The organism is Paenibacillus sp. FSL M7-0802, from assembly GCF_038004945.1.
GTDB classification, from domain to species: domain Bacteria; phylum Bacillota; class Bacilli; order Paenibacillales; family Paenibacillaceae; genus Paenibacillus; species Paenibacillus polymyxa_B.
The window spans coordinates 5843003-5867061 of the sequence record NZ_JBBOSD010000001.1 but is presented as its reverse complement, the minus strand read 5'-3'; the positions used below and the strand labels follow the sequence as shown (position 1 = coordinate 5867061).

General features: G+C 40.0%; 11 protein-coding genes and 2 pseudogenes. 6 read left to right on the top strand and 7 right to left on the bottom strand.

Annotated features, from left to right (window positions below):
* The first annotated feature begins 159 nt into the window (after positions 1-159).
* The 4 genes from MHB54_RS26715 (at position 160) to MHB54_RS26700 (ending at position 4285) form a co-directional block, all read left to right on the top strand.
* Positions 160-459 carry an FtsX-like permease family protein gene (locus tag MHB54_RS26715; protein WP_080751622.1) on the top strand — a complete coding sequence of 100 codons (300 nt, stop codon included), beginning with the start codon at positions 160-162 and terminating at the stop codon, positions 457-459.
* 472 nt (positions 460-931) lie between these two features.
* Positions 932-2341 (top strand): DHA2 family efflux MFS transporter permease subunit, encoded by a 1410-nt coding sequence (locus MHB54_RS26710; RefSeq protein WP_081326325.1) that lies wholly within the window; start codon positions 932-934, stop codon positions 2339-2341.
* A 140-nt stretch (positions 2342-2481) separates the two neighbouring features.
* On the top strand, positions 2482-2742 hold the full coding sequence (locus MHB54_RS26705; protein ID WP_023988693.1) for a hypothetical protein: 261 nt from the start codon (positions 2482-2484) through the stop codon (positions 2740-2742).
* 280 nt (positions 2743-3022) lie between these two features.
* On the top strand, positions 3023-4285 hold the full coding sequence (locus MHB54_RS26700) for an acyl-CoA dehydrogenase family protein (protein ID WP_023988695.1): 1263 nt from the start codon (positions 3023-3025) through the stop codon (positions 4283-4285).
* A gap of 318 nt (positions 4286-4603) precedes the next feature.
* Here the strand turns inward: MHB54_RS26700 and MHB54_RS26695 are convergent.
* Positions 4604-6046, bottom strand: a pseudogene (locus MHB54_RS26695) (DHA2 family efflux MFS transporter permease subunit).
* 498 nt (positions 6047-6544) lie between these two features.
* Between MHB54_RS26695 and MHB54_RS26690 the strand changes: the two are divergent.
* Positions 6545-7459, top strand: a complete 915-nt coding sequence (locus MHB54_RS26690) for a helix-turn-helix domain-containing protein (RefSeq protein WP_264453751.1) — start codon at positions 6545-6547, stop codon at positions 7457-7459.
* Between the two features lie 332 nt (positions 7460-7791).
* Entirely contained in the window at positions 7792-8100 is a 309-nt protein-coding gene (locus tag MHB54_RS26685; RefSeq protein WP_068938394.1) for a hypothetical protein, read from the top strand.
* 335 nt (positions 8101-8435) lie between these two features.
* On the opposite strand, the gene xerS is transcribed toward MHB54_RS26685, so the two are convergent.
* From xerS to MHB54_RS26655, 6 genes and pseudogenes are all read right to left on the bottom strand, one after another.
* A complete protein-coding gene (gene xerS, locus MHB54_RS26680; RefSeq protein ID WP_023988768.1) occupies positions 8436-9506 on the bottom strand; it encodes a tyrosine recombinase XerS in 1071 nt (356 codons plus the stop codon).
* A gap of 196 nt (positions 9507-9702) precedes the next feature.
* Positions 9703-10653 (bottom strand): phosphotransferase enzyme family protein, encoded by a 951-nt coding sequence (locus MHB54_RS26675; RefSeq protein WP_023988769.1) that lies wholly within the window; start codon positions 10651-10653, stop codon positions 9703-9705.
* Between the two features lie 599 nt (positions 10654-11252).
* Positions 11253-12459, bottom strand: a pseudogene (locus tag MHB54_RS26670) (IS5 family transposase); the annotation flags it as partial.
* A 288-nt stretch (positions 12460-12747) separates the two neighbouring features.
* Positions 12748-13068: a short-chain dehydrogenase gene (locus tag MHB54_RS26665; RefSeq protein WP_023988770.1), complete on the bottom strand. Its 321-nt coding sequence runs from the start codon at positions 13066-13068 to the stop codon at positions 12748-12750.
* 129 nt (positions 13069-13197) lie between these two features.
* The gene (locus MHB54_RS26660; protein ID WP_023988771.1) at positions 13198-13920 is read right to left on the bottom strand and encodes a thioesterase II family protein; all 723 of its coding nucleotides are present in this window, start codon (positions 13918-13920) and stop codon (positions 13198-13200) included.
* Positions 13921-13943: 23 nt separating this feature from the next.
* Positions 13944-24053 (bottom strand): non-ribosomal peptide synthetase, encoded by a 10110-nt coding sequence (locus MHB54_RS26655; protein ID WP_049828387.1) that lies wholly within the window; start codon positions 24051-24053, stop codon positions 13944-13946.
* Positions 24054-24059: the final 6 nt, after the last annotated feature.

Genomic DNA, 24059 nt, shown 5'->3' with positions numbered 1-24059 from the left:
ACGGGTAAACGGAGAGGTGACAAAGAAAATCAATTGTAGGAACGTTTCCCCATTAATAACGTGTATTAGAATAAAATTATAGAAGGGGTACAGTTAAACAGATAAAGTGGAGCAACTTGCTCAAGCCAAGAACGACGCGACAACCGCCAGGATCTTTTTATATGGATTTATTGGTGTCATTGTCCTGATTGCATTCCTGAATATACTGAACACCGTCAGCACAATGTCATTCTGCGTACCAAAGAATTTGCAGTTCTTAAAGCCCTCGGCATGACACAACGTAATGTAAAGAAAATGATTCTGTTGGAAGGCGTATTTTACGGCCTATACGCTGCGGTATACGGTAGTATACTCGGAACAGTATTGAGCTATGGTATACATCGTCTCTTCAAAGGTGCTGTCGATGTAGGTTGGACGATTCTAGGGGCAGCATTGTTCTTGCTTGTGCAGGTGCCATAGCAACAACGCTCGTTGCTACAGCTTGGCCGATGTATCGATTAAATCAAACGAGTATCGTTGAGGCTTTGAGAAAGGAAACGTAGATAACTATAAAATAGATTATCACTTAGAAAGTCGCATAGATCGCGGCTTTTTTTGTTTTAGAGATTCAAAAAAAAGGGGGTTGACTTTTCCTTTGGTTTAGGGGGGGACTTGACATGCGTGTGTTATTATCAAAAAGTTGAAAGTTCTCCTCTACAGATTTGGAGAGAGAATGAGATAAGTATGCAAGAGGAGGTTTACATATACACATAACACAATGCGCTACCTGTCATCGCGGTTCTGGTAAACATTATTTCTAAGTAAAGGTATTCTGTAATGCTTTGTTTATGCTATGCAGTGAAAATTAGAAAGACACAGAGGAGTGAAGGTTTTGCAATCAGGAACTATTTCAGAAGAGCAAAAGGTCCCAAATGTTAAAGTTTTACCCATAATGTTCGCATTAATGCTTGCAGGTATCATAGGTACGTTTAATGAAACAGCAATTAATATCGCTATCAGCGATTTAATTAATCAGTTTGCAATTACGGAGTCCACGGTCCAGTGGTTATCAAGTGGTTATTTACTCACACTGGGAATTTTAGTTCCCCTTTCAGGATTATTGATACAGTGGTTTACAACGAGGCAACTTTTCCTGACATCAGTCATTATTTCAATCGTAGGGTCAGCAATAGGTGCTATGGCGGGAAGTTTCGATATATTGCTATTAGGAAGGATACTTCAAGCTGCTGGAGCAGCCCTGCTCTTTCCTTTGATGTTTAATACTGCTCTCATTATATTCCCAGCCGAGAAACGCGGAAAAGCGATGGGGCTGGTCACTCTTGTGTTCACAGCGGGACCTGCTTTAGGTCCAACCACCTCAGGTCTATTGATTGATAATCTGAGCTGGCACTGGATATTCTGGGTATCGTTAATGACTCTGGTGGTTGCTTTGGTGATAGGCGTTACATTTATAAAAAATGTAGCACCAATAACTAAACCACGTATTGATATTTACTCTCTGGTTTTGTCGACAATTGGTTTTGGCGGATTGGTTTACGGTATTAGTACTGCTGGAGAAGGAGATCATGGCTGGGGTAACCCTGTAGTCATTGTATCTCTGATCGCCGGTGTTGTTGCATTGATACTATTTGTCATTCGACAACTGAACATGAAAGAACCTCTTATGAACGTAAGAACACTTAAAAACCCGATGTTTGCCATCGGTACGGCGCTAGTATTCATTTGTATGAGTGTTGATCTTGCAGCGATGTTTGTTCTTCCTATGTTTTTGATTCGTGTTCTTGAATTAAGTGCTTTGACAGCTGGATTGACTCTTCTTCCAGGCAGCATCATTTCAGCTGTGCTTTCTCCTGTTGTTGGGTCGCTCTTTGACAAATTCGGACCTAAGTTTTTGGTAGTTCCTGGTCTAATTCTAACTGCGGCCACCCTATGGTTCTATTCTGATATTACGGTTGCATCGTCAATCGCTTTGATTGTCGTCTTACATACCTGTCTGATGGTTGGAATTATTATGGTGTGGATGCCTGCTCAGACGAATGGTCTGAATCAGCTACCTGCTGAGATGTACCCGGATGGTACGGCTATTATGAACACGCTGCAGCAAATTGCAGGAGCGATCGGGATTGCTATGGCGGTTAGTGTCATGACAAGCGGAGTAGGAGACTTTATGAACAATGTTGCTGATCCTTCAAACCCGGCTAATGCAACATTGGCTTTGACGGCTGGTATGCAGAACGCATTATTCTTCGTGATGTTTGTTGCCCTTGCCGGCCTTGTTCTTGGCGTATTTGTTAGACGAGTGAAAGTCCAAAAGTGGTCAGGAGACTCCGATTGGTCATAATGCTTCTCAAGAAGCATTGTTGATTCAACCACAGATTTATTAAAAGGTGTAAGAGCGAATAGATTATTTACGATTATCTATTCGCTCTTCTATTTCATTTGTTGGAGGGTGAACATCGCAAATGAAGAAGAGGTGAGTCTATGCATATGTCTGAAGCCGATCTCATAGAATTCCTTACATCGAACCCTCATGTGAAAATTCGAGAACCGCCTCGGGAGCCTTTACCTACTCAACGTCTTACATTTGATAGCCAAGCGGAGGAGCGCTTCTATAATAAGCGGGTTGTTCCTTTAATTATTGCAGGTTACCTTCATAAGCTAGAGCTTCATAAAACCTTTGAGATCATGCAGGCTGTGGAACACTGTGGCAAGAAGTATAAAAAAACGTGTGTATACACCTGATTTCTACATGGAACACAAAGATGGTTCTGTTGAAATCGTTGAGGTTAAAGGACGGATGATCAAAATAATGCAACGAGATTATCCTCTTCGTCGTCATATTTTTTATTTTAAAGTACTGTCTTCCAAATAACTAGAAGTTTATTGAGGTACATGATGATGAGATATAGCGCGAGGATGAATAACCCGAAATTGAATTGTATCGATATAAGAATAGTTTAAGAGTCTTTTATATCATGATCCATATTAAAATCTAATACGTGTAAAGAGGAGAGTGTTTGGAATGTCAAACCTAAGTAAAGTAATTTCACTTACCAATGAAGAGCAAAAACTTCTTCAGAATGCTACGGAATTAGTTCCATTCTTAAAGGAATATGGTACGGAAATTGATAAAAACATGCACATACCGGAAGAAGTTATCGAAAAGCTTTCAAGTGCAGGACTTTTTAAGCTCAGAACACCGAAGAAATATGGTGGATTTGAAGTTAGCATAAGGGCAATGATTGAAATTGTCTCTGAAGTTGCGAAAGGCAATGGTTCTGTTGGATGGGTGATTCAAAATTTAAATGGAAATAACTATAGTGCATCCCAGCTACTACCCTCAAATGTGGTGAGTAAAATCTTCAATCAAGTCAACGAAGTGAGATTCTGCTCGGTACTTCAAGCCATCAAAACAGTGGTGAGGAAAGTTGAGGGAGGTTATCTGGTTGAGTATGGTCGTTGGGCCTTTGGTTCCGGGTCTAAGCATGCAACACATGCATTGTTAAATTTAAAGGATGCGAGTGGAATGCAGCAAGATCCCAAAATGCAGCTTGCTGTTGTTCCCATGGATGAAATTAAAATTATTGATGATTGGCACACGATGAGCCTAAAAGGATCGGCAAGTAACAGTTTGGAAATGAATGATGTTTTTATTTCTGATGAGTTTGTCGCTTATGAGGATGCAGAGCAAGTTGATGAAAGCATGCTGCAGCATCTAAAAGGCGAAGACAGATTCAAACCTTATTTATTTTTGATAACCAGTCTCACAACAGGAATTAGCACAATTCTGGGACTTGCAAGAGGAGCGTTGGAACACTTTGTTGAAAAGGCACCCCATAAGGGAATAGCCATGACAATCCACAAATCCCAGGCAGAAATTGGACATATCCAGTACAAGGTAGGACTGGCAGCCATGAAGATCGAATCTGCTCATCTTCATATCCATCGATCCGTTGAAATTCTAGAGACTTATGAAAAGAACTGTGAGCTCCTAGATCAACAAAACTTCGCGCGGGTTCAAACGGATATTGGATATGCGGCAATGTTATGTTGGGAAGCCGTTGAAATGTTAGTGGTCGAAAGCGGCGGAAGTGTAATACTGGATTCGAACCGACTATCCCAAATATTCCGCGATATTCGTGGTGGGGCTAATCATGCGTTTACCACAGCTTCTACTTGCATGGAACTGTACGGAAGAGTGCTTCTAGGGCTGGAACCACAGCATATTGTAACGCTAAGCAGTACACATGTAATAAGAGATACTCATAAAAAGGAGCTAGTATAAGGAACTAACGACAAGCTAAGTCAGAATAAGTCTATTACATGAATAAGAAGCCACTGATTTCCCAGATCAGTAGCTTCTTATTTGTATATTGTCTGGTAAAATATTGTCACATTGTTCCTAGAATAAAGGTAAAGTTAAATCCATTATTCTTTACTTCACAACACGGTAAAGAAAATGAAAGACGTTGCTGTTCCTAAAACATATACCACAAAAATAATAAATGAATTTCGAGATTAATTCTGAAGCGCTTAAAAAATACTAAGTTAAACTCAAAATTGTGAAATTGGTTATGATACTAAGTTATGTGATTATTACTATTCAAGAGAAACTGGGGTGCAGTTTCTCTTGAATAGTAATTGTACTTTGCTTCCTAAAACGTATGATGAAGAGTTCTACTATAATGGATATTACTGAAAGTATGAGTCCCAGTGCATAGACTCCTTACAAGCATGCAACCGAAAAAGCAACTATCTCTGCAGAATCGGCCAAACACTTGCTTTGAGCCGAAAACATTTTGCTGATAAGTAAAGCGGTACCTAAGGCCCCTGCCATTTGCAGCAAATGGCGTACAGTGAGGATATAATTCTTTGGGTAACTGTTCAGTCCAGGGGTTTACACTGGCATCAACACAAGGGATACTCCCACTAAGAATATAGAATGCATTAGGATAATATACGTTGTGGTAGTCGAAGCATCAATTCCTGTAAACATCCACATTGCAAATGCAACGATGACCACTCATGGAACAATGACGACCCGCGGCCCGAAAATATCAAACAGTTTTCCGGAAATAGGTCCCATCAAACTGTTTATAATACTACCAGGAAGCATAATAATACCTGATTTAAAGGCTGTAAGTAGTAATACTCCCTGCAAATACATAGGCAGTAGTGCCATCGTGGAGAACATACTCATCATCATGGTGATCATCAGCACAACCATCAAGGCAAATATAGGGTACTTAAAGGTGCGCAAATTAAGAATCGGATTTTTGATCCTTAGTTGTCTGAAGATAAACCACGCCAATGACAAACAAGCAACACTTAGCGTCCAGTAAACTTCCGGATTTGACCATCCAAGTGAAACTATAAACAATGCCACCAAAGCCGAGTGTAGATAAAATGATGGATAGAATATCAATCTTGGGCTTGGTGATTTCCATAACATTGGTCAGGTATTTCACTCCTACAAAAATAGAAATCATAGCCAAGGGAATGAGGATGTAGAATAACCAGCGCCAGTTTAATGAATCGATAATAACACCTGAAAGCGTAGGTCCAAGTGCTGGGGCAGACATGATCACTAGACCCATCAGGCCCATTGCAGCACCGCGTTTTTCCGGCGGGAAGATAATCAATATCGTATTCATCATCAGAGGCATCATAAGCCCCGTACCAAATGCCTGTACAATCCTACCTGTGAGTAGAAAACTGAATGTTGGAGCAAATGCCGCAATCAAGGTTCCAGCAAGAAACGTAACCATTGCTGCTGTAAATAACTGCTTGGTTGATATCCATTGCTGCATCACCGCTGTACTGGAACTAGTACGCCGACGACAAGCATATAAGCGGTAGTAAGCCATTGAATGGTTGAAGCTGTCACTCCAAATTCCTGCATCAGTTCAGGCAATGCATTGCTTAACAAAGTTTCACTAAGAATTGCTATAAAAGCACCTATAACTAATGCTACCAATATCGGAGTTCTTTTGATTTTGTATAAATCGATCTTGCTGCTTGAAATAACGACACCGGCGGTACTCATTAAGTATTCTCCCTTTTCACATCGTCTACAAATGTAGACTAGATATACATTTGAGGATAATCATGCAAGTTTTCGAAAAAAATAATCATTATACTGAAATTCTTAAAAGATGAAATATTGATCTCACAATACAAAATGAACAGCAGGGTTCCGATGAAATTAATAGCTTTTTAATACATACCAAGGAGGATTATGATATGACATCCGAGAAGAACAGAACTTGATTTGAATGCATTTATAGCTCAGCTAACATATTTAGAGAGTTAGGATTACGACATGAGGTATTGCGCTCTTATTAAATTTTGAGCTAAATGAACAAATGATCTGAGCCTAGGAGTAAAGTATCTATTACTGTTTCCTGTTATCTTATAGGTAAAGTTAGAACGCAAGACCTTACGGATGGAAATCCAACTAAATCTCAGGGAAGTCAATTCCAGTTCTATTAACTAATTACGAAATTATCCTTAAGGTGATGTAGGAGAAAAAGGGGGATTCCTAATGTCCATGAGAACTAGCAAGTTGATCAAAGCTCCGCAAGAGCTGGAAAGTGCACCAGATAAAAAAGGAAGTCTAAAGCAGAACGGGTTATCCGTCATTAAATTTTATTTGCATACACAAGGTGATATAGGAACATGCTTCCTGAAGGAACATCTTTTGTTGTTTGTTAAATCGGGCATTTACACGGTACGTTTTAGAGATCAAGAGTATATCGGCCGGAGCAATGAAATGGTGTTTATTAACAAGTCTATGCTGGTTGAATACGAGAAATCAGGGGAACCCGGTTCTGAATACATGCTTAATTATATGATGTTTTTCCTGAATGAGAAATTGGTTGAGGAATTTGTCCAATTCGCTGGTTTAAAACCGATTTATCCAGTGAACGGTGAAGTTCCTGTATCCATTATTAAGGTTAATGACCTCACTCTATCTTACATTGAGTCTTTAAAACCCTATTTCGACAACCCAGACGATGTTAGAGATGCACTCGTTCGGATCAAGTTAATGGAACTTCTATTTCACCTGGTAGACTCAAATGATCATTTTCAATATCAACTGTTGCAACTATCTAACCATGATAGGAACAGTAGTATCGATAAGATTATGGAAGAAAATTTCACAAATCCCGTATCCCTCAATGATCTGGCTTATTTGTCTGGTAGAAGCCTGTCAACGTTCAAACGGGAGTTTCAGGCAATATATCATACCTCACCGTTGAAATGGATTCGCAATAGGAGGTTGGATAAAGCTAAGAAGTTACTGTTAGAGACGTCACTGTCTGCTACCGATGTCTGTTTCACTACTGGGTTCGAAAGCGTTGCTCACTTTTCCAAAGTGTTCAAACTTCGGTTTGGACTCCCACCGTCGGAGTTTAGACAACAGTTTAAGCGAAGAGAGGAGGGGTTGAAGGAATAGCATGTAATTTTCTGCTAAAAATATGTGATTAGCCTGTTTTCTTGGCAACTCATTCTTTTTCGATTTAAGTGTAGCGATAATATAAAATAAGAAGTTTAAAAAGGAGAAGATCGTATCTTGAATCGTTGGTTTAGGGATTTACTAATTATCAGACTTTTGAAATTAATTGAGTATGAAGAGGAAGAAATGTTCAAACAAATATATTGTAGTTTTCTTGAAAGAATAAAATAGAGGCTTAACAGAGGAATACGAACTGGTCCGGACATATTGTTCCGGCAAGACACAGAAAACGCACAATTAAAGATTCCACACAAATTAAGGAGAGAACGAAGATGGTTACGGTACTACTTATAGTTATTTACCTCGTATTTATAGGTCTCGGACTGCCAGATGCCTTACTTGGCAGTGCATGGTCCATTATGAAATTTGATATCGGCGCCGCAACAGAAATGGCAGGTTATATATCGTTAACGGTCTCGTTTTGTACTGTTGTATCCAGTTTATTTGCAAGTAGATTATTGCATAGATTTGGTACAGGAAAGGTAACTTTATTCAGTATTCTATCTACAACGATTGCCTTGCTTTGGTGTCAAAAACGAGGGGAGATTTGTGTCAATCAACAAGAACGGCAAAAACCTTAAAAACAAGGGGTAAAACCGATTTATATACATATGTACAAAATACGAGTTTTGTGAATATGTATATAGAGAAACGCATAACAGCACGATTTTCCTCTCGTGATATTTGTACATTGACACAAAATCCCCTACTAAAATGACACAAAGTTCCCTACTTTAGTAGTTAAATCATACTTTTGAGTGACTTAGTTCTTTTTCTTCAAGCGAATGAGGTAATTTTTTTTATTTATCAAGCTAAGTAGGTAACTTTGTGTCACTCACCCAGTCAAGTAGGTAACTTTGTGTCATTCTCCCAGTCAGGTAGGCAATTTAGTGTCACTTACTTGACGCGCTCTACATTACTTATCCATATTATTGACTGCCTTCCTCATTTCCTCATCTGTTAAATGTGTATAGATCATGGTTGTTTGTATTGAGGAATGTCCTAATTGGTTTTTCAATCTAGGCACATCATTGTTCTCTAAATGATAGCGCGTTGCAAATGAATGTCTTAGAGAATGCACGGTTAATGCTGGTTTTCCAAAAGCTGAAGCATACTTTTCGATTAGTTTTTCAATAGATCGCTGCGTTAAACGTCGGCTTTTTCCTTTACGACCTATGGAAGCTGCAATAAACAAAAAGCTTTCGTTTTTTTCTGGGATATATCTGGATTCTCTAATCTGCAGATAATTTTCTAAATCTAGTAACGCTTGCTTGCTGAAATACACGTATTGTTCTTTATTGCCTTTTCGTATAACACGCACCAAAGCTTTGTTCATATCTAAATCTTCAATGTTAATACCTGCTACCTCAGAGAGCCTAAGACCAGAACCTAAAATGAGGGAAACAATAGCTGTATCTCGTTCACGGTTAAATTGATGGAAATTGAAAATACGTTTATTCTCTTTATTGATTTCTCCGAAATCATGAGCTATAAACTGCCTAAATGACTCAAAATCGTCTTCTCTAAGAATTTTCCCATCAATACGATTGGCAATGGTTTCTTGGCTTTCTTTAATCACGTTTAAATCCATTTTGGCCATAACATTGCGCTGGATATATGGTTTTAAGTCATTTGTTTCAGCTTTGTTCTGTAAGTAATCAAATAAGGATTTTAGTGAGGACAATTTACGGTTGATGGTTAGCTTGGCATTGCCTAGTTGATACTCCAAAAAAGATAGGAAATTTTCCACTTCACGAATCGTTAGTTTCTCCAAAGTAGCTAATTTAATGTTTTTACGGCTATCTTCAGTAAAATTTTCTGCAACTAACCAATCAAAAAAAATAATATAGTCATGGCAATAGTTCAGAAGCGTTGTGGGAGAAAGTTTTCGTTTTCTACTATCAATAAATTCCGTAATAAACCACGGAAGATCAGACAATTTTTCATCGATTCGATTCATGTAATGCATTTTCATTTGTTTATCCATATATGTATAACCTCCGTAAATTATTATACTTCAGTTATAAATATTCGTCAAAATTATATTTTACGTAATTATCAAATGAGGTCACAGTAGGTCGAAATACTTCCAAGTAATTAAACTGGTCTCTTCCTTGGTTTAGGTACATTATTATTTTCCTTATGATGTCGCGTTGCAAACGAATACCTAAGAGAATGTACTGTTAGAGACCACCCAGCACCTTAAGTCCACAAACATCTTTGCTTATGGCTATTAACAAATTAATCCCTGACTCGAAAAAATGTTTTTTTGAATATTGTCGCGCCCACATATTCCAGTTCTTAGCATGTAAGCCTAGCCACCATAAATGACGGGCAAAAATTAAGAAACGTATTAGGCCTTCCTCCTCCTGGTTTAAAAAGCGTATAGAGGAGTACCCTGAAATAAGCTCTTTCCAAATTTCAGGGGTCCCCCCTCTCCCAAAAGTGCCCCAGATTGCAGTCGCTAGATCATATATTCTCCACTGCCAACCAACATCTTCAAAATCGATTATCACAGTTTGTCCAAGAGTTGTTTGTATTGCATTTAAGTGGTGTGCATCCCCATGTGAGCATCCAAATAAAGATTCATCGTTATACTTTTCTAATATTACAGCTATTGTGCTTGTTAGTCGTTCAGTCAATAAGAGACTTTCACAATCATTGTAAGAATTTCTTATTGCGTCCAATGAGTTATATAGTAACTCATTAATTGTAATATCTCGGAGCCAACTCGGCTTCTTCATCTTATCCCAAATATTGTGTATATGACCAATTGAAGTGCCTAGTGAGAAGAAATTGGATTTATTAATTTGTAGTGCATGACCTTCAACAAACTCATAAGCCCTTGCCATAAATGCCACTTCATTAATTTGTATTATATTATTCTCTTCTTTGAGGGGACGTGGTACGGGAGCTCCTTCGCGAAATAGTGTTTGTATAGCAAGATATTCACGTTGTAATCTATCCAAAGAGTTGATAGGAAGAATCTTCAAAAGAAAATCTTCACGCGCTGTGATGGCTTTATATACATAACTTCTATTTAATGATAGTGGGAGTAATTCTTGAATTTTCATGTGTGGAAATATAGAATCAAGGTGAAATAACAATGTTTGAGTATTTGAATGATACTTCAATCCATTAACAACTCCATTCTATGACGTTCACAAATCCAAGGAAGTGTTGATACTCGTTGTAGCTGATTTGTACTTTCATGTAGCTTCGGTCCATTTCTCTTTAACTCTAATAAATCTAAATCGTAATTATCTGTTACAAAAGTTGAATTCTCAAAACCATCTTTAATGTTACCCAAAGAAAACTCTCTCAGCCCCACTAGTCCATAGCAAGGATAAATATAACCATCACCATCAATATATAATCTTAAATGATTTGCACACTGGTTAATTGGATTTTCTGGAATTGTGTTCCAAAAATTGCTTGTTTCACTTTTAATCGGATATATCGTAATGTCCATTGAATTAACAGATTCATAACTGAGAAACCCGTATTCCCGTAAAGTTGAAATCGAACCAATAATTCCGATTGGTCGGCGTAAATTTATTAATAATCTCATAAAGTCTTTAATTGATGTTAACTTTGCTAATACAAAGAGATTGTCTGTAGTTACTCCAACTGATGAGAGCAGCGAATCATCGCAAAGTGATTTTAGGTGAGTGTAGTTATGAAATAGCTCGACTATATCTAAGGTTATTGAAAATGCGAAACCATTATTAATACGACCCAACTGCGGTCCGCTTAAGCGAATTCCCTCTTTGCAGAAGCGCAAGTTGTCGCGGGTTCGATAGATCTGGTCGGCCAGCACCGCTTTGGGATAATAACCAAATCTGGCGCGGTAACGCTCTACGGCGTCCTGCAATGTCTGCCCTTCGTTGTAGCTATCCCACGACAGATGCTCGCGGAAAGCGTAGCCGTTCACCACGCTAATCGCCAGCTTCTCTCCGAACTCGACGTTTGCCCTGGCTTTGCCGCGCACGATCGGTCTGACATGTGGCTGTGCGATACTGACAATCCGATCCGATATGCTGTGTGTCCGCTTGTCATACATCGTTTGCTGCTGACGATAAAGCTCTTGAATGACCAGCAGTTCCTTGTACAAACGCCGCGGCAGGCCGCTCGTCATATCGGCGAGTTCGGCGATCATGCGCAGATCACGGGAAACGAACCTGAGCTGCTTGCCGATCGCTTTTCGTATCGCGCGCGGCTTCACGCGCCGCTGCTTGGCAACCGCCAGATAGGCTTTGCGGGCACGCTCTCGGTATGTTCTGGGCTTGCGGGTCTTTCCACGTTCCGGTTCGTGCAGGATGTCGATGATCTTCTCCAGCTTTTCTCTGGCCTGATTCAGTAACGACAAATCCGTCGGGTAGGCGATATCCGCCGGCGCGCAGGTAGCGTCCAGCAGCAGTTCGCCCTCGTTCGTCAGTTCCATCTGCTGTGGCTGCGTTTCTGAAGGCTTACCGGACGCTGCGTCAGTTCCGCTGCCAGGTTCATCGTCGTCCGATGAATCATCCGACACTTGCGCGCTTCTTCCAGAGCGATCCATTCATTCACTTCATCCAGAATTTCGCCACCCAATCGCTTGCGGAAATGCGTCATGAGAGAATGATGAAACGGACGGCGGTACCGATATTCCGGCAGACCGAGGAAGTACTGCAGATACGGGTTCTCCAGAATCTGACGAAGTGTCTCCCGATCATCGGTGCCAACCGCTCCTGGATGATGAGTGCGCCGAGCGCGATACGGATCGAAACGGCTTTTTGGCCCTTGAGGCTTTTCTTGAAGTTTTTCGCATACTTCTCTTCGAGCATCCACCACGGAATCATCTGGGCCAGCAGCACCCAGCGGTTATCTTCTGCGAGCTTTCCGCCGAACGGCAGAAAAAAGTCGACGGGCAGGTTCATCTGGTTCTCGGTTCGCTGATACAATCCTGACGCCTCCAAGTGCACGGTTTTTCACGGGGCTGCCCCGTTTTCCTTCGACATAAGAGGCCCTAAACCCTTGTGCCTGTTGGAGTTTTGATTCGTTCAGCAAGCCCTAGGTAAACCGTGTCCTATGGGCATCGGCGCACGTGTTTAGACTCCGATGCCGCGAGGCTCATTGTCAAGGCGAATACGTTGTTTACATGTCTTCGATGTACACGCCCTTGATAATCAAGGATTTTCTAAAAGCGAGTTGAGATAATTAACGAAAATATACGCTAAGTATTAAACGGATTAATGACCCTTTGGCGGCTCAAACATCATATTGTTTAACTGGTTCACAAAAATACCTTCGTTCGGGCCCGGGTTGTTTCGAAATACTTTCGCTTCTTCCACTAGAACCTCGTCCGCATCCGTACCAAGTACCTTCATCGTTTCATCAATGAATGATGCTAGTAGCATAGAGCTCGGATCGTTATTGAAATACGTTTGAACCCCTGGCGGCGCAATTTCCAGGATTTTCACCGATGTGTCTTTAAGCATGTACCGTTGGGATAGCGTATAGGAATGGAGCGCTGCTTTCGTCGTAATACAGAAACATGAAAATAATTCCAATAGGACGTAGGTTCTACTTTCTTGAAATTTTTGATTAGACTGGAAAGAGGCTAAGTCTACAGGTCATTAAAGTCAACCTAAAAACTTAGCCTCTTGATTTCATATTAAATTTTAAATAAACTTCAGTCTTCACATACCATTGTCTGCAAAGTCGATGAGACTACTATTTATTATTGCTGCTACATCCTTTTTGTAATCGTGTATAAAAAAATGATCCCCGTCAAACATATGAATTTTACAACTTTTGGACGTATAATCATGCCATTTTGCAACGTCAAAAATAGTGGCTCCCTTTTCTCTTTTTCCCCACAATACACTTATATCGCAGTCAAGCTTAGCGTTTTTTTCAATGTGCCTGTATGTGTCAGTAATTCTAAAATCCTCTCTGAGTATCGGTAAAAACAACTCCATTAATTCATTGCTTTTCAGAACCTCTTTGGGCGTGCCTCCCAGCTTAAATACCTCATCCACAAACTCCTTATCCGGCAAATCATAGAGTACCTTCTTCTTACTTACAAAACCCGGAGGATATCTGCCGGAAATAAACATATGGACAGGATATGGATGTCCGAGCTCCTTTATTCTATAGGCAAGTTCATATACAAGTACACTGCCCATACTGTGGCCAAACAACGCATAAGGTTGTTCTTCAAGGTTGCTTATGATAATACGGTGTATATCTTCAAGCGCTTCCTCAACACTTCCGTAAAACGGTTCACCAATCCTGCTGCCTCTTCCCGCAAGCTCAATCGGGAAAAGCTCAATCCTATCATGCAAGTATTGTTCCCAATATTTATATACTGCTGCAGAACCTCCTGCATACGGCAGACAAAACAATTTAATCTTATCCATTATATCTACCCCTTATATCTGAACTATTGGTTGATCTCTTCCAATATTTCTTTAATAATAGCCGCATTTTTATCTATATATCCTGTACTTAACATATCAAAATGACTGCCAAATCCGTTATATACTTTGAACTCTCCCGTTGTTGCCTCTCTCCATCCTTCACATAAATCAGCTTCACCTTCATTGTCTTGCTGCTGTGATATAATAAGATGGATATTGGAGTTTATCTGTCCCGAGTTTATAACACTTCTAGTGTATTTATGATAATTTCTCATTCTTTCAATGGCCTTTTCAATAACTGCCTGGTTATCTCCAAACATGCCTTTTATAAGTTTCTCATTTTCTTCTATAAATTCTTTATCCTGTTGCTCAGCAAGTTTCTTAGCATCTTCGCTTTCTTCCTCAATAAGGACAAATGATTTAGCCGAATCCAGAAAGATTATATCGGATACATGATGTCCAGTTTCAATTAATACTTTAGCAACTTCAAATGCCAGATTACCTCCTGCCGAGTAACCAAATAGAATATATGGGCCCTCGGGTTTGACAGAAGTAATTGCCTTCACATACTCCTCCATCCTGCTCTCATTTTCTATAAAGTCAAAGGAATATATGGAATAAGCATTCATTTGTTTTGATAAACTACCATAAGCTATTCCATTTCCTCCTCCTGGAGGGAATGCAAACATAAGACTCTCCATTGCTGAATTAAAATGAATTGCCGGACTTGGTGTAATATAATCATTGGCGTACGTATTGTGTATAAAACGGGCAATTTCCTTTATGGTTGGGGCCATATAAAAGTCTTTTAGTGGTACCTCAACATTTAACTGTTCATAAATTCTGCTTATAAGGGATATTGCCTTCAGTGAGTATCCTCCCAGTTCAAAGAAGTTATCATTCACACCAATTTTTTGTACTCCAAGGGCATCATGCCACAGCAGTGCAAGCTTCTCCTCAACTTCACCGCAAGGCTCTACATACTCTACTGATGTAGCTAAAGTACCGTCATTTTGGGGTAAATTATTCCGATCTATTTTGCCATTGGCTGTCAAAGGCAGCTTTTCCAGCTGAACAAAGTATTGTGGTATCATGTAATCGGGAAGTTCTTTTAAGAGAAGCGCCCTTAAATCTGATATTGTAGATTCACTTTCCCCTGCTATATAAGCACACAAATACTTGTTGCCCTCCTGGTCTGTCTTTGCAATTACCGCAGCTTCTTTTATTGAAGGATGCTTTAATAGCTGCACTTCTATTTCCCCAAGCTCTATCCTAAAGCCCCTAATCTTTACCTGATGGTCTACTCTGCCTATAAATTCGATGTTTCCGTCAGGAAGCCACCTTCCAAGATCACCGGTACGATACATTCTTTCTCCAGAGCTGAAAGGATTAGCTACAAATTTTTCCGTAGTCAATTCAAGTTTGTTCAAATAGCCTTTTGCCAGCCCATCTCCAGATATATATATTTCACCAGTTGTATTAACCGGTAAGATATTCATGTCTTCATTAAGTATATATATCTTATAATTCTGCAATGGCATACCTATAGGTATACTTGTTAGATTTCTCACCTTCTCACGGCTTAAATGGTAATAAGTTGAATCTACGCAGCATTCTGTTGGACCATAAACGTTTGTTATAGTAGGGTTATTATCTTTAAACCGATCATAGAAACCTTGTATACCTTTACATGAAAGTTCTTCCCCTCCGATAATAAACTGCATAACTGAAAGACTTTCGCCAGGCCTGGCAGTATCTGTTAAAAGCTTTATATGTGCTGGTGTTCCGTCTGAAACAGCAATTGAATTCCTGTTATAGTACTTTAGAAGGCCCTCACCATCTAGCCTTGTATCCTCAGGAACTATAAACAGCGTATGGCCAAGGAGAGAAGCCGCAAATATTTGTTTTACAGATGCGTCAAAAAAGTAAGGGGACACAAGGGCAACATTTAAATAATTATCATAATTTTCATAGACAAGCTTTCTTAGTCCATAAACCAAGTTAACTACACTTCGATGCTCTATCATTGAACCCTTCGGAACTCCAGTAGATCCCGATGTATAAATGATATAAGCTAAGTCCTCTGGTTTATTTATTTTATCAAGGTTTTCAGCACTTCCAATGTATATTTCAGGGGAATCAAGCAGTAATATATTACCGTAAAACTCTGCTTTATCCGCTAAATGTGATTGCGTCAACAGCATAGTTGCATTACTATCTTCCAGTAATTTTTTTATTCTTAGTTCAGGAAGTTTGGTTGAAATTGGTAAATAGACACCTCCTGCTTTTAAAATTCCCAGTATTCCAACCTGCATATCTACGGATCTTTCTACCATTATTCCAACTATGCTGTTTTGCTTTACACCATTACTTCTTAGTGCTCTGGCAAGCTGATTTGCCTTTTCATTGAGCTGCCTGTAGGTTAATTGCTTGTCCTCAAACACTACAGCTACATTATCAGGTGTCCTTTCCACTTGGTCTTGGAACAGCTCATGTAGAGTCTTATCCCTAGGGTATTCTGCCTTTGTATCATTAAAACTATTTAGTATTTGCTGTTTTTCATCCTGAGATAGTATATTTATTTCGGACAGCATCTTTTCGGGGTAAGCTGTGATCTCTTCCAGTACATTGATGAAATGGACCCCAAGTTTTTCTATTGTCTCTTTCTTAAACAGACGAGTAGCATACTTTAACCCAAATACAATATTATTCTGGGTCTCTTGGGCGTTTAGGGTCAAATCAAATTTGGACGCCCTGAACTCATTATCATAGGGCATGAACCTTAGCCCATTCATCTTAAATTCTGATGCCTCTTTATTTTGCAAGACAAACATAGTATCAAACAGCGGATTTCTGCTCAAATCCCGCTTAATGCTAAGCTTCTCCACAAGTTCCTCAAATGGGTAATCCTGGTTTTCATAAGCCCTTAGAGCATTTTCTTTTACTACCATCAAAAACTCGCTGAAATTCTTTTTACCTTGAGGGTAATTCCTCATAGCTAGGGTATTGACAAACATGCCTATGATGTCCTGCAAATCTGTATGTGGCCTTCCTGCTATAGGGCTTCCAATTACGACATCTTCCTGTCCGGTGTATTTGAAAAGAAGCACATTGTATGAAGCTAGAAGCACCATATACAGTGTTGCTCCATGATCCACGGCAAGCTTGTTCAGTTTATGTGCAAGTTCCCGGCCTGTTTCAAAACTGACCATATCGCCTTCAAAACTCTGTATAGCCGGCCTTGGGTAGTCTACCGGCATATCAAGTACTGGTATTTCTCCCCTAAATGCCTGGAGCCAGTATTCTTCTTGTTTACTGATTGTGCCGTCAGCAAACAATTTATTCTGCCATACGGAATAGTCCTTGTACTGAATCTGAAGTGCTGGAAGATTCATTCCTTCATACAAGCTTATGAATTCTCTTACCAGTATTTCATCCGACACCCCGTCAGATATGATATGGTGTTTATCAAGCATCATGACATGCCTGTCTTCTCTAATTTTTACGAGCCCTGCTCTTAGTAAAGGAGCCTTGCCAAGGTCAAATGGCCTTATGAATTCATTTGCTGCTTCTGAGGCTTTTTCTTCGCCGGTTTCCATGTACATGATACTAAATTCCACCTCATCATGGACCTTCTGCACCGGTTCACCATCTACCATATGGAAGGAGGTCCGGAAAGCCTCATGCCTTTTTACCAGCTGATCTAAGGCTTTCTCAAAACGTTCTATATCAATACTGCCTTCTAACAACATAAACTCTGGCATATTGTATGCCACCCTTGCTCCTTCAAGCTGATTTAATATATACAGCCTTCTTTGGGAAGACGACATAGGATAGTATTCCATTTCTCCAGTGGGCTGGATAGATTGATAAATACTCTCTTGGGCTTCCTGGATGTACTTGGCAATTTCTGCAATTGTCGGCAGCTTGAATATCTCCTTAAGAGATATATTTACATTGAACTCTTTGTGAATTTTGGCTGCAAAGTTTATTGCTTTTAATGAGTGCCCCCCAAGCACAAAGAAATTATCATTTCTCCCTATTTTCTCAACCCCCAGGATATCCTGCCACAATTGTACAAGCTTCTCTTCCACTTCACCTGAAGGTGCTTCATACTCTACTCCAGTATTTAAATGAGCAGCAGGGTGGGGCAAGTTCTTCCGGTCTATCTTACCATTGGCTGTCAAAGGCATTTCATCCAGCTGCATGAAGTATGCCGGGATCATATACTCGGGCAATTCTTTTGAAAGGCATTCCCTTAGTTCAGTTATTGTCAGTTCATTTTCCCCAACGAAATATGCACACAGATCCTTGTTCTTCTGTTGGTCTTCCTTTACAATAACCACAGCTTCTTTTATTGAAGCATGTCTTAATAGCTGAGCCTCTATTTCTCCAAGTTCTATTCTAAATCCCCTTATCTTTACCTGGTGGTCCATCCTGCCTAAAAATTCTATATTCCCGTCAGGCAGCCATCTTGCCAAGTCCCCAGTACGATACATTCTTTCTCCCTTTATAAACGGGTTAGATACAAATCTTTCTGCAGTAAGCCCCGTCTTGTTTAAATAGCCTTTGGCAAGACCATCCCCAGATATATATAATTCCCCAGCGATACCTATAGGATTTACTTCTAATTTCTTACCAAGTATGCATGCTCTGGTGTTTGGCAAAGGACGGCCTATGGGGATATTATCCAATCTACTAAGCCCCGCCGCAGTAATCAAATATTCCGTAGAATCCACACAGCATTCGGTAGGACCATAAACATTTGTGATGCAAGGTTGCACATCCTCAAATCTGCTTAGGAAGTCTTTTACTGCATCAAATGGAAGAACATCTCCGCCTATAATAAAATGTCTCACTTTTAGGTTATTATCTATAGGAGGAGAATTTAACATCATATTTACGTGTATGGGCGTTCCATCCGAAATATCAATCCTATTTTCACTATAGAAGTCCAGCAGCTTTTTACCGTCTTTCCTTGCTTCCTCCGGTACAATGTACAATGCATGCCCCATTAGCAGTGCTGCGAAAATCTGCTGCACCGAAGCATCAAAAACATAAGGGGCAATGAGGCAAACATTCAACGGTGATTCATATTTGCTATATATTCTCTGGAACAGACCCTCTACCAGGTTTAATACACTCTTATTATCAATGCAAACACCTTTAGGGTTTCCCGTTGAGCCAGAGGTATAGATGATGTACGCTGTATCACCAGGCTTATTTATACATTTTATATTCACATCGTTTATAAAATTATAATCATAATCAGATAAATCAATAATCTCACCATCGAAATCATCACGATCCATAAGATGATTTTGGGTGAGTAAAATTTTGGCCTTGCTGTCCTCCATCATATACCTTTTTCTTTCCAATGGATAATTAGGATCTACAGGAAGGTACGCCCCCCCAGCCTTGATTACTGACATTATACCTATAACCATTTCAGGCGAGCGGTCCACCATTATGCCTACAATATCATCAGGCTTTACTCCCTTTTCTCTTAATGCCCTGGCCAATTGGTTTGCCTTTTGATTCAGTTCTCGGTAGGTTAATTGTTTACCTTCAAAAACCACTGCAATATGATCAGGAGTCTTTTTCACTTGCTCCTCAAACATTTGGTGTATGGTTTTATCCAGGGGATATTCGAGAGCAGTATCGTTAAAGCTGTATAATACTTGCTGTTTTTCTTCCTGTGATAACATTTCGATTTCATAAAGCCTTTTTTCGGGGTATGCTGCAATTTCTTCCAGCAAATTGATGTAATGAGCCCCAAGTCTTTCAACTGTTTCTTTCTTAAACAGTCTTGTACAGTATTCGAGTTCAAAGGCTATACCATCCTCAGTCTCAAATGCATTTAAGGTGATGTCAAATTTTGATATTCTGCCTTCTATCCCTTTGTTGTACGGCTTGAAGCTTAGATCAGACGTTATGAGCTCTGCTTTTCCAACATTGTATATGGCAAACATGGTATCAAAGAGGGGATTCCTGCTCATATCCCTCCTTATGTCCAGCTTATCCACTAATTCTTCAAACTGATAGTCCTGATTGTCGTATGCTTTCAAAGCATTTTCTTTAACTTCTTTCAAGAATTCAATAAAAGTCTTTTCTCCTTGCGGGTGGTTTCTCATGGCCAGAGTGTTTACAAACATACCTATGATGTCTTGAAGGTCAGCATGAGGCCTTCCAGCTATAGGACTTCCCACAATAATATCTTCCTGTCCAGTGTATCTAGATAACAGCACATTGTATGCAGCAAGAAGCGTCATATATAATGTAGCTCCATTGTCTGATCCAAGCTTGTTAAGTCTAACCGCAAGCTCGCTATCAGCTTCAAAGCTGATGTAGTCTCCTTCAAAGCTTTGTACTGCGGGTCTTGGGTAGTCGGTGGATAAATCCAGCACAGGGATCTCTCCCTGAAAGGTCTGGAGCCAGAATTCCTCCTGCTTACTTATGGCAGCTCCTGCAAACAATTCCCTCTGCCAAACTGAGTAGTCCTTGTACTGTATACGCAGTGGAGGAAGTATTTTCCCTTCATATAAGCTTATAAACTCTCTTACCAGTATGTCGTTGGACACTCCATCCGATATGATATGATGCATGTCAAACACCATAATATGTCTGGCTTCTCCAATCTTTACAAGTCCAACTCTTAATAGTGGAGCCTTTCCAAGGTCAAAGGGCCTTATGAATTTCTCCACTATTTCGGGAACCTTCTCTTCACTGGTTTCCAGGTACATGATACTTAGGTCCGCCTTGTCATGGACTTTCTGAGACAGCTCTTCCTCGATCATATGGAAGGAGGTTCGAAAGCTCTCATGCCTTTCTATCAGACTATGAAAAGCCTGCTCAAAACGTGCTTTATCAACAGTACCTTCCAGCAATATTATGCCAGGTATATTGTAGGCGATTCCAGCTCCTTCAAGCTGGTTTAATATATATAGTCTTTTCTGGGCGGATGACATGGGATAATATTCCATATCCCCAGCACGTTGAATGGACTGATATAGGCTCTCCTTTGAGTCTTCAATGTAGCTGGCAATTTCTAAGATGGTTGGTGTCTTGAATATTTCCTTAAGAGGTATGTCTACATTGAACTCTTTGTGAATTCTTGCTACAAGGCTTGTTGCCTTTAACGAGTGTCCTCCGAGCATAAAGAAGTTATCATTTCTTCCTACCTTCTCTATTCCAAGGATGTCCTGCCACAGCAGCGCAAGCCTTTCCTCCACTTCACCTGAAGGCGCTGCATACTCTGTTCCTGTATTTATTCTTCCATCAGGCAGCGGCAGCGCCTTTCTGTCCAATTTTCCATTTATGGTTAACGGTACTTTTGCTATCCTCATAAAATAGGATGGAATCATATAATCGGGCAGCTCTTTAGATATAAGCTCCCTTATTTCGGTCACTGTCACTTCTCGGTCAGACACTATATAAGCGCAAAGATACCTGCCTACACTTGAATCCTCCCGGTCAATGACCACCGCCTCATTTATATCAGCATGCTTCAAAAGGGCTGCTTCTATTTCCTCAAGCTCGATTCTATACCCTCTTATTTTAACCTGGTGGTCTTTTCTGCCGGCAAATGCAATATTCCCGTCAGGAAGCCACTTTGCAAGATCTCCTGTTTTATACATCAGTTCTCCAGGCATAAATGGGTTCGGTACAAACTTTTCCCTGGTAAGTTCCGGTTTTTTCAAGTATCCTCTCGCCAATCCTGCCCCGGAAACACAGAGTTCACCCTCAACACCTATGGGCTTAAGATTATTGTTTTCATCAACTATAAACACCCGGGTATTGGTAATAGGTTTACCAATAGGTACCGACTTATCGGCCGTCTCACAATCATCTGCTTTCCATACCGTTGCACATACGGTTGTCTCAGTAGGTCCATAAGCATTTATATATGAAATCCTGTTGCTCCATTTCTTTAAAAGTTCGGGAGTGGAAGCCGAACCTGCTGCAATTACCTTCTTTAAGGAAGTTACTTTTTCCGGGTCCAGATTTGCCAGATACGGAGGTGGTAAAGTAGCAATAGTTATCTCATTTTCATTTAGGTATTCTTCAAATCTTCGATAGTCATTGATAATATCGCTTGAAGATATATATAGTGTTGCTCCTGCCAATAGTCCCATAAATATTTCCCAAACTGCAGCGTCGAATGAAATTGATGCAAATTGAATAATCCTATCGCTTTCACTTACATTTAAGCGGGTCTTGAAAAACGCCTCCAGATTTGCTACCCCTTTATGTTCTACCATAACCCCTTTAGGTTTTCCTGTAGACCCAGATGTATAAATGATATATGCCAAATTTTGCGGTGAACATACCACTTCCAGGTTCATAGGGTTTCCGGCATAAAGGCTTTCATCTTCTATGTCTATATACTTCCCGTAAAACTCCACTTTCTCCAGGAATTGCTTTTGGGAAATCAGCACCCCTATCTCGCTGTCCTCGAGTAAATATTCGATTCTTGCCTTAGGGTAGTCAGGATCTATAGGCATATATGCCCCTCCGGCTTTAAGTATGCCAAATATACCTATGACCATCTCCAGTGAGCGTTCTACCATAATACCCACTATGCTGTCTGGTTTAACTCCCTTATCCCTCAACACTCTTGCAAGCTGATTTGACTTCTCATTGAGTTCCCTATAGGTTAGCTGCTTACCCTCAAACACCACTGCCGCATTGTCAGGTGTCTTCACCGCTTGTTCCTCAAATAGTTGGTGAATGGTCTTTTCCCTGTGGTATTCCTCCGTTGTATTATTGAAGCAGTGTACTATTTCTTTCTTTTCCACTTCGGTGAGTATATCAATATTCCTAATATGCATATCGGGATTATCGGTTACAATTTCTATTACCGACTGAAAATGTCCCTTGATTTTTTCTATGAAATTACCATCATATACCAGTGAGTTGTAACTGAATTTAATAGATAATTCCTTACCGCCATCAACGAGTATCCCAAAATCATAATTCGTCTGCTCGAATATTTCCATTCCAACTACATTTAAAATGCCATTACTGGATGAAGCATTAACCGCTTCATCCATAGGGTAATTTTCAAAAGCCATGACATGATGTATCAAGGCATCTTTCAAGCATGTTTTTGACTGCACATCCGCCAGAGGATAGAAACTGTACCGGTCAGATTCAAGCACCGATTGCTGCATCTCTTTGATCAGTTCGGTAAAAGTTTTATCCTCATCACAACTCACCCTTACTGCAACGGTATTTATAAATAAACCCACCATGCTCTCAATTCCCTGTATTTCATGAGGCCTTCCCGATACCACCTCACCAAACACCACATCATCGGTATTGTTATACCGCTGTAATAATATCCCCCATATGGTCTTTATAATGGTACTCATGGTTGTATTGTTTTTGGCTGCAAACTTCTCAAGATCGCTAGTTATTTGTTCAGATATTTTAAACTCCGTTTCTTCAATCCTGAAATCATCACTTGCAGACCTGCCGTTTTGGGGAAGGACTGTCTGATGCTCGTAACCTTTAAGATAGGTTTCCCAGTAATCTGCGGCCTCGTTCTGATTTCTGCCTTCCAACCATTTGATATAGCGGCTGTAAGGATATACCTTTCCTGACTCCGGCTCCCGGCTATTCATCAGGGCTTCATAGTTTTCCATAAATTCTCTAAATATATTTGCGAGACTCCACCCATCAATAATGATGTGATGAAAGCTCCATACCATGTTATAAGATTGGTAGCCTGTTTTAATTACACTTAATCTTGTTAAAATATCCCTTGATAAGTCAAAGCCCTTTTTTCTGTCTTTAACCCTGTATTCTTCTATATACCTATCCCTTAGTTCTTCGGCAAGGGAGGTAATATCCTCATAGCTGACAGACAGCTTTCTTTCCTTCATGACTACTTGTAAGGGCTTGGCTACATTTTCATACAAAAAAATTGTTCTCAAAGCGTCATACTTTTCAATAATGATATTAACGCTCTTTTCAACACAATCAATGTCCAGGATGCCTTTTATAGAAAGTGATATCTGCTCAAAGTAGGCGTCTGAATTTTTATCCATCATATAGTGGTACAATATCCCTTGCTGCATAGGAGTGAGCCGGTACATATCTTTTATGTTTTGTTTCTTCAAATCACTCATAAGTAC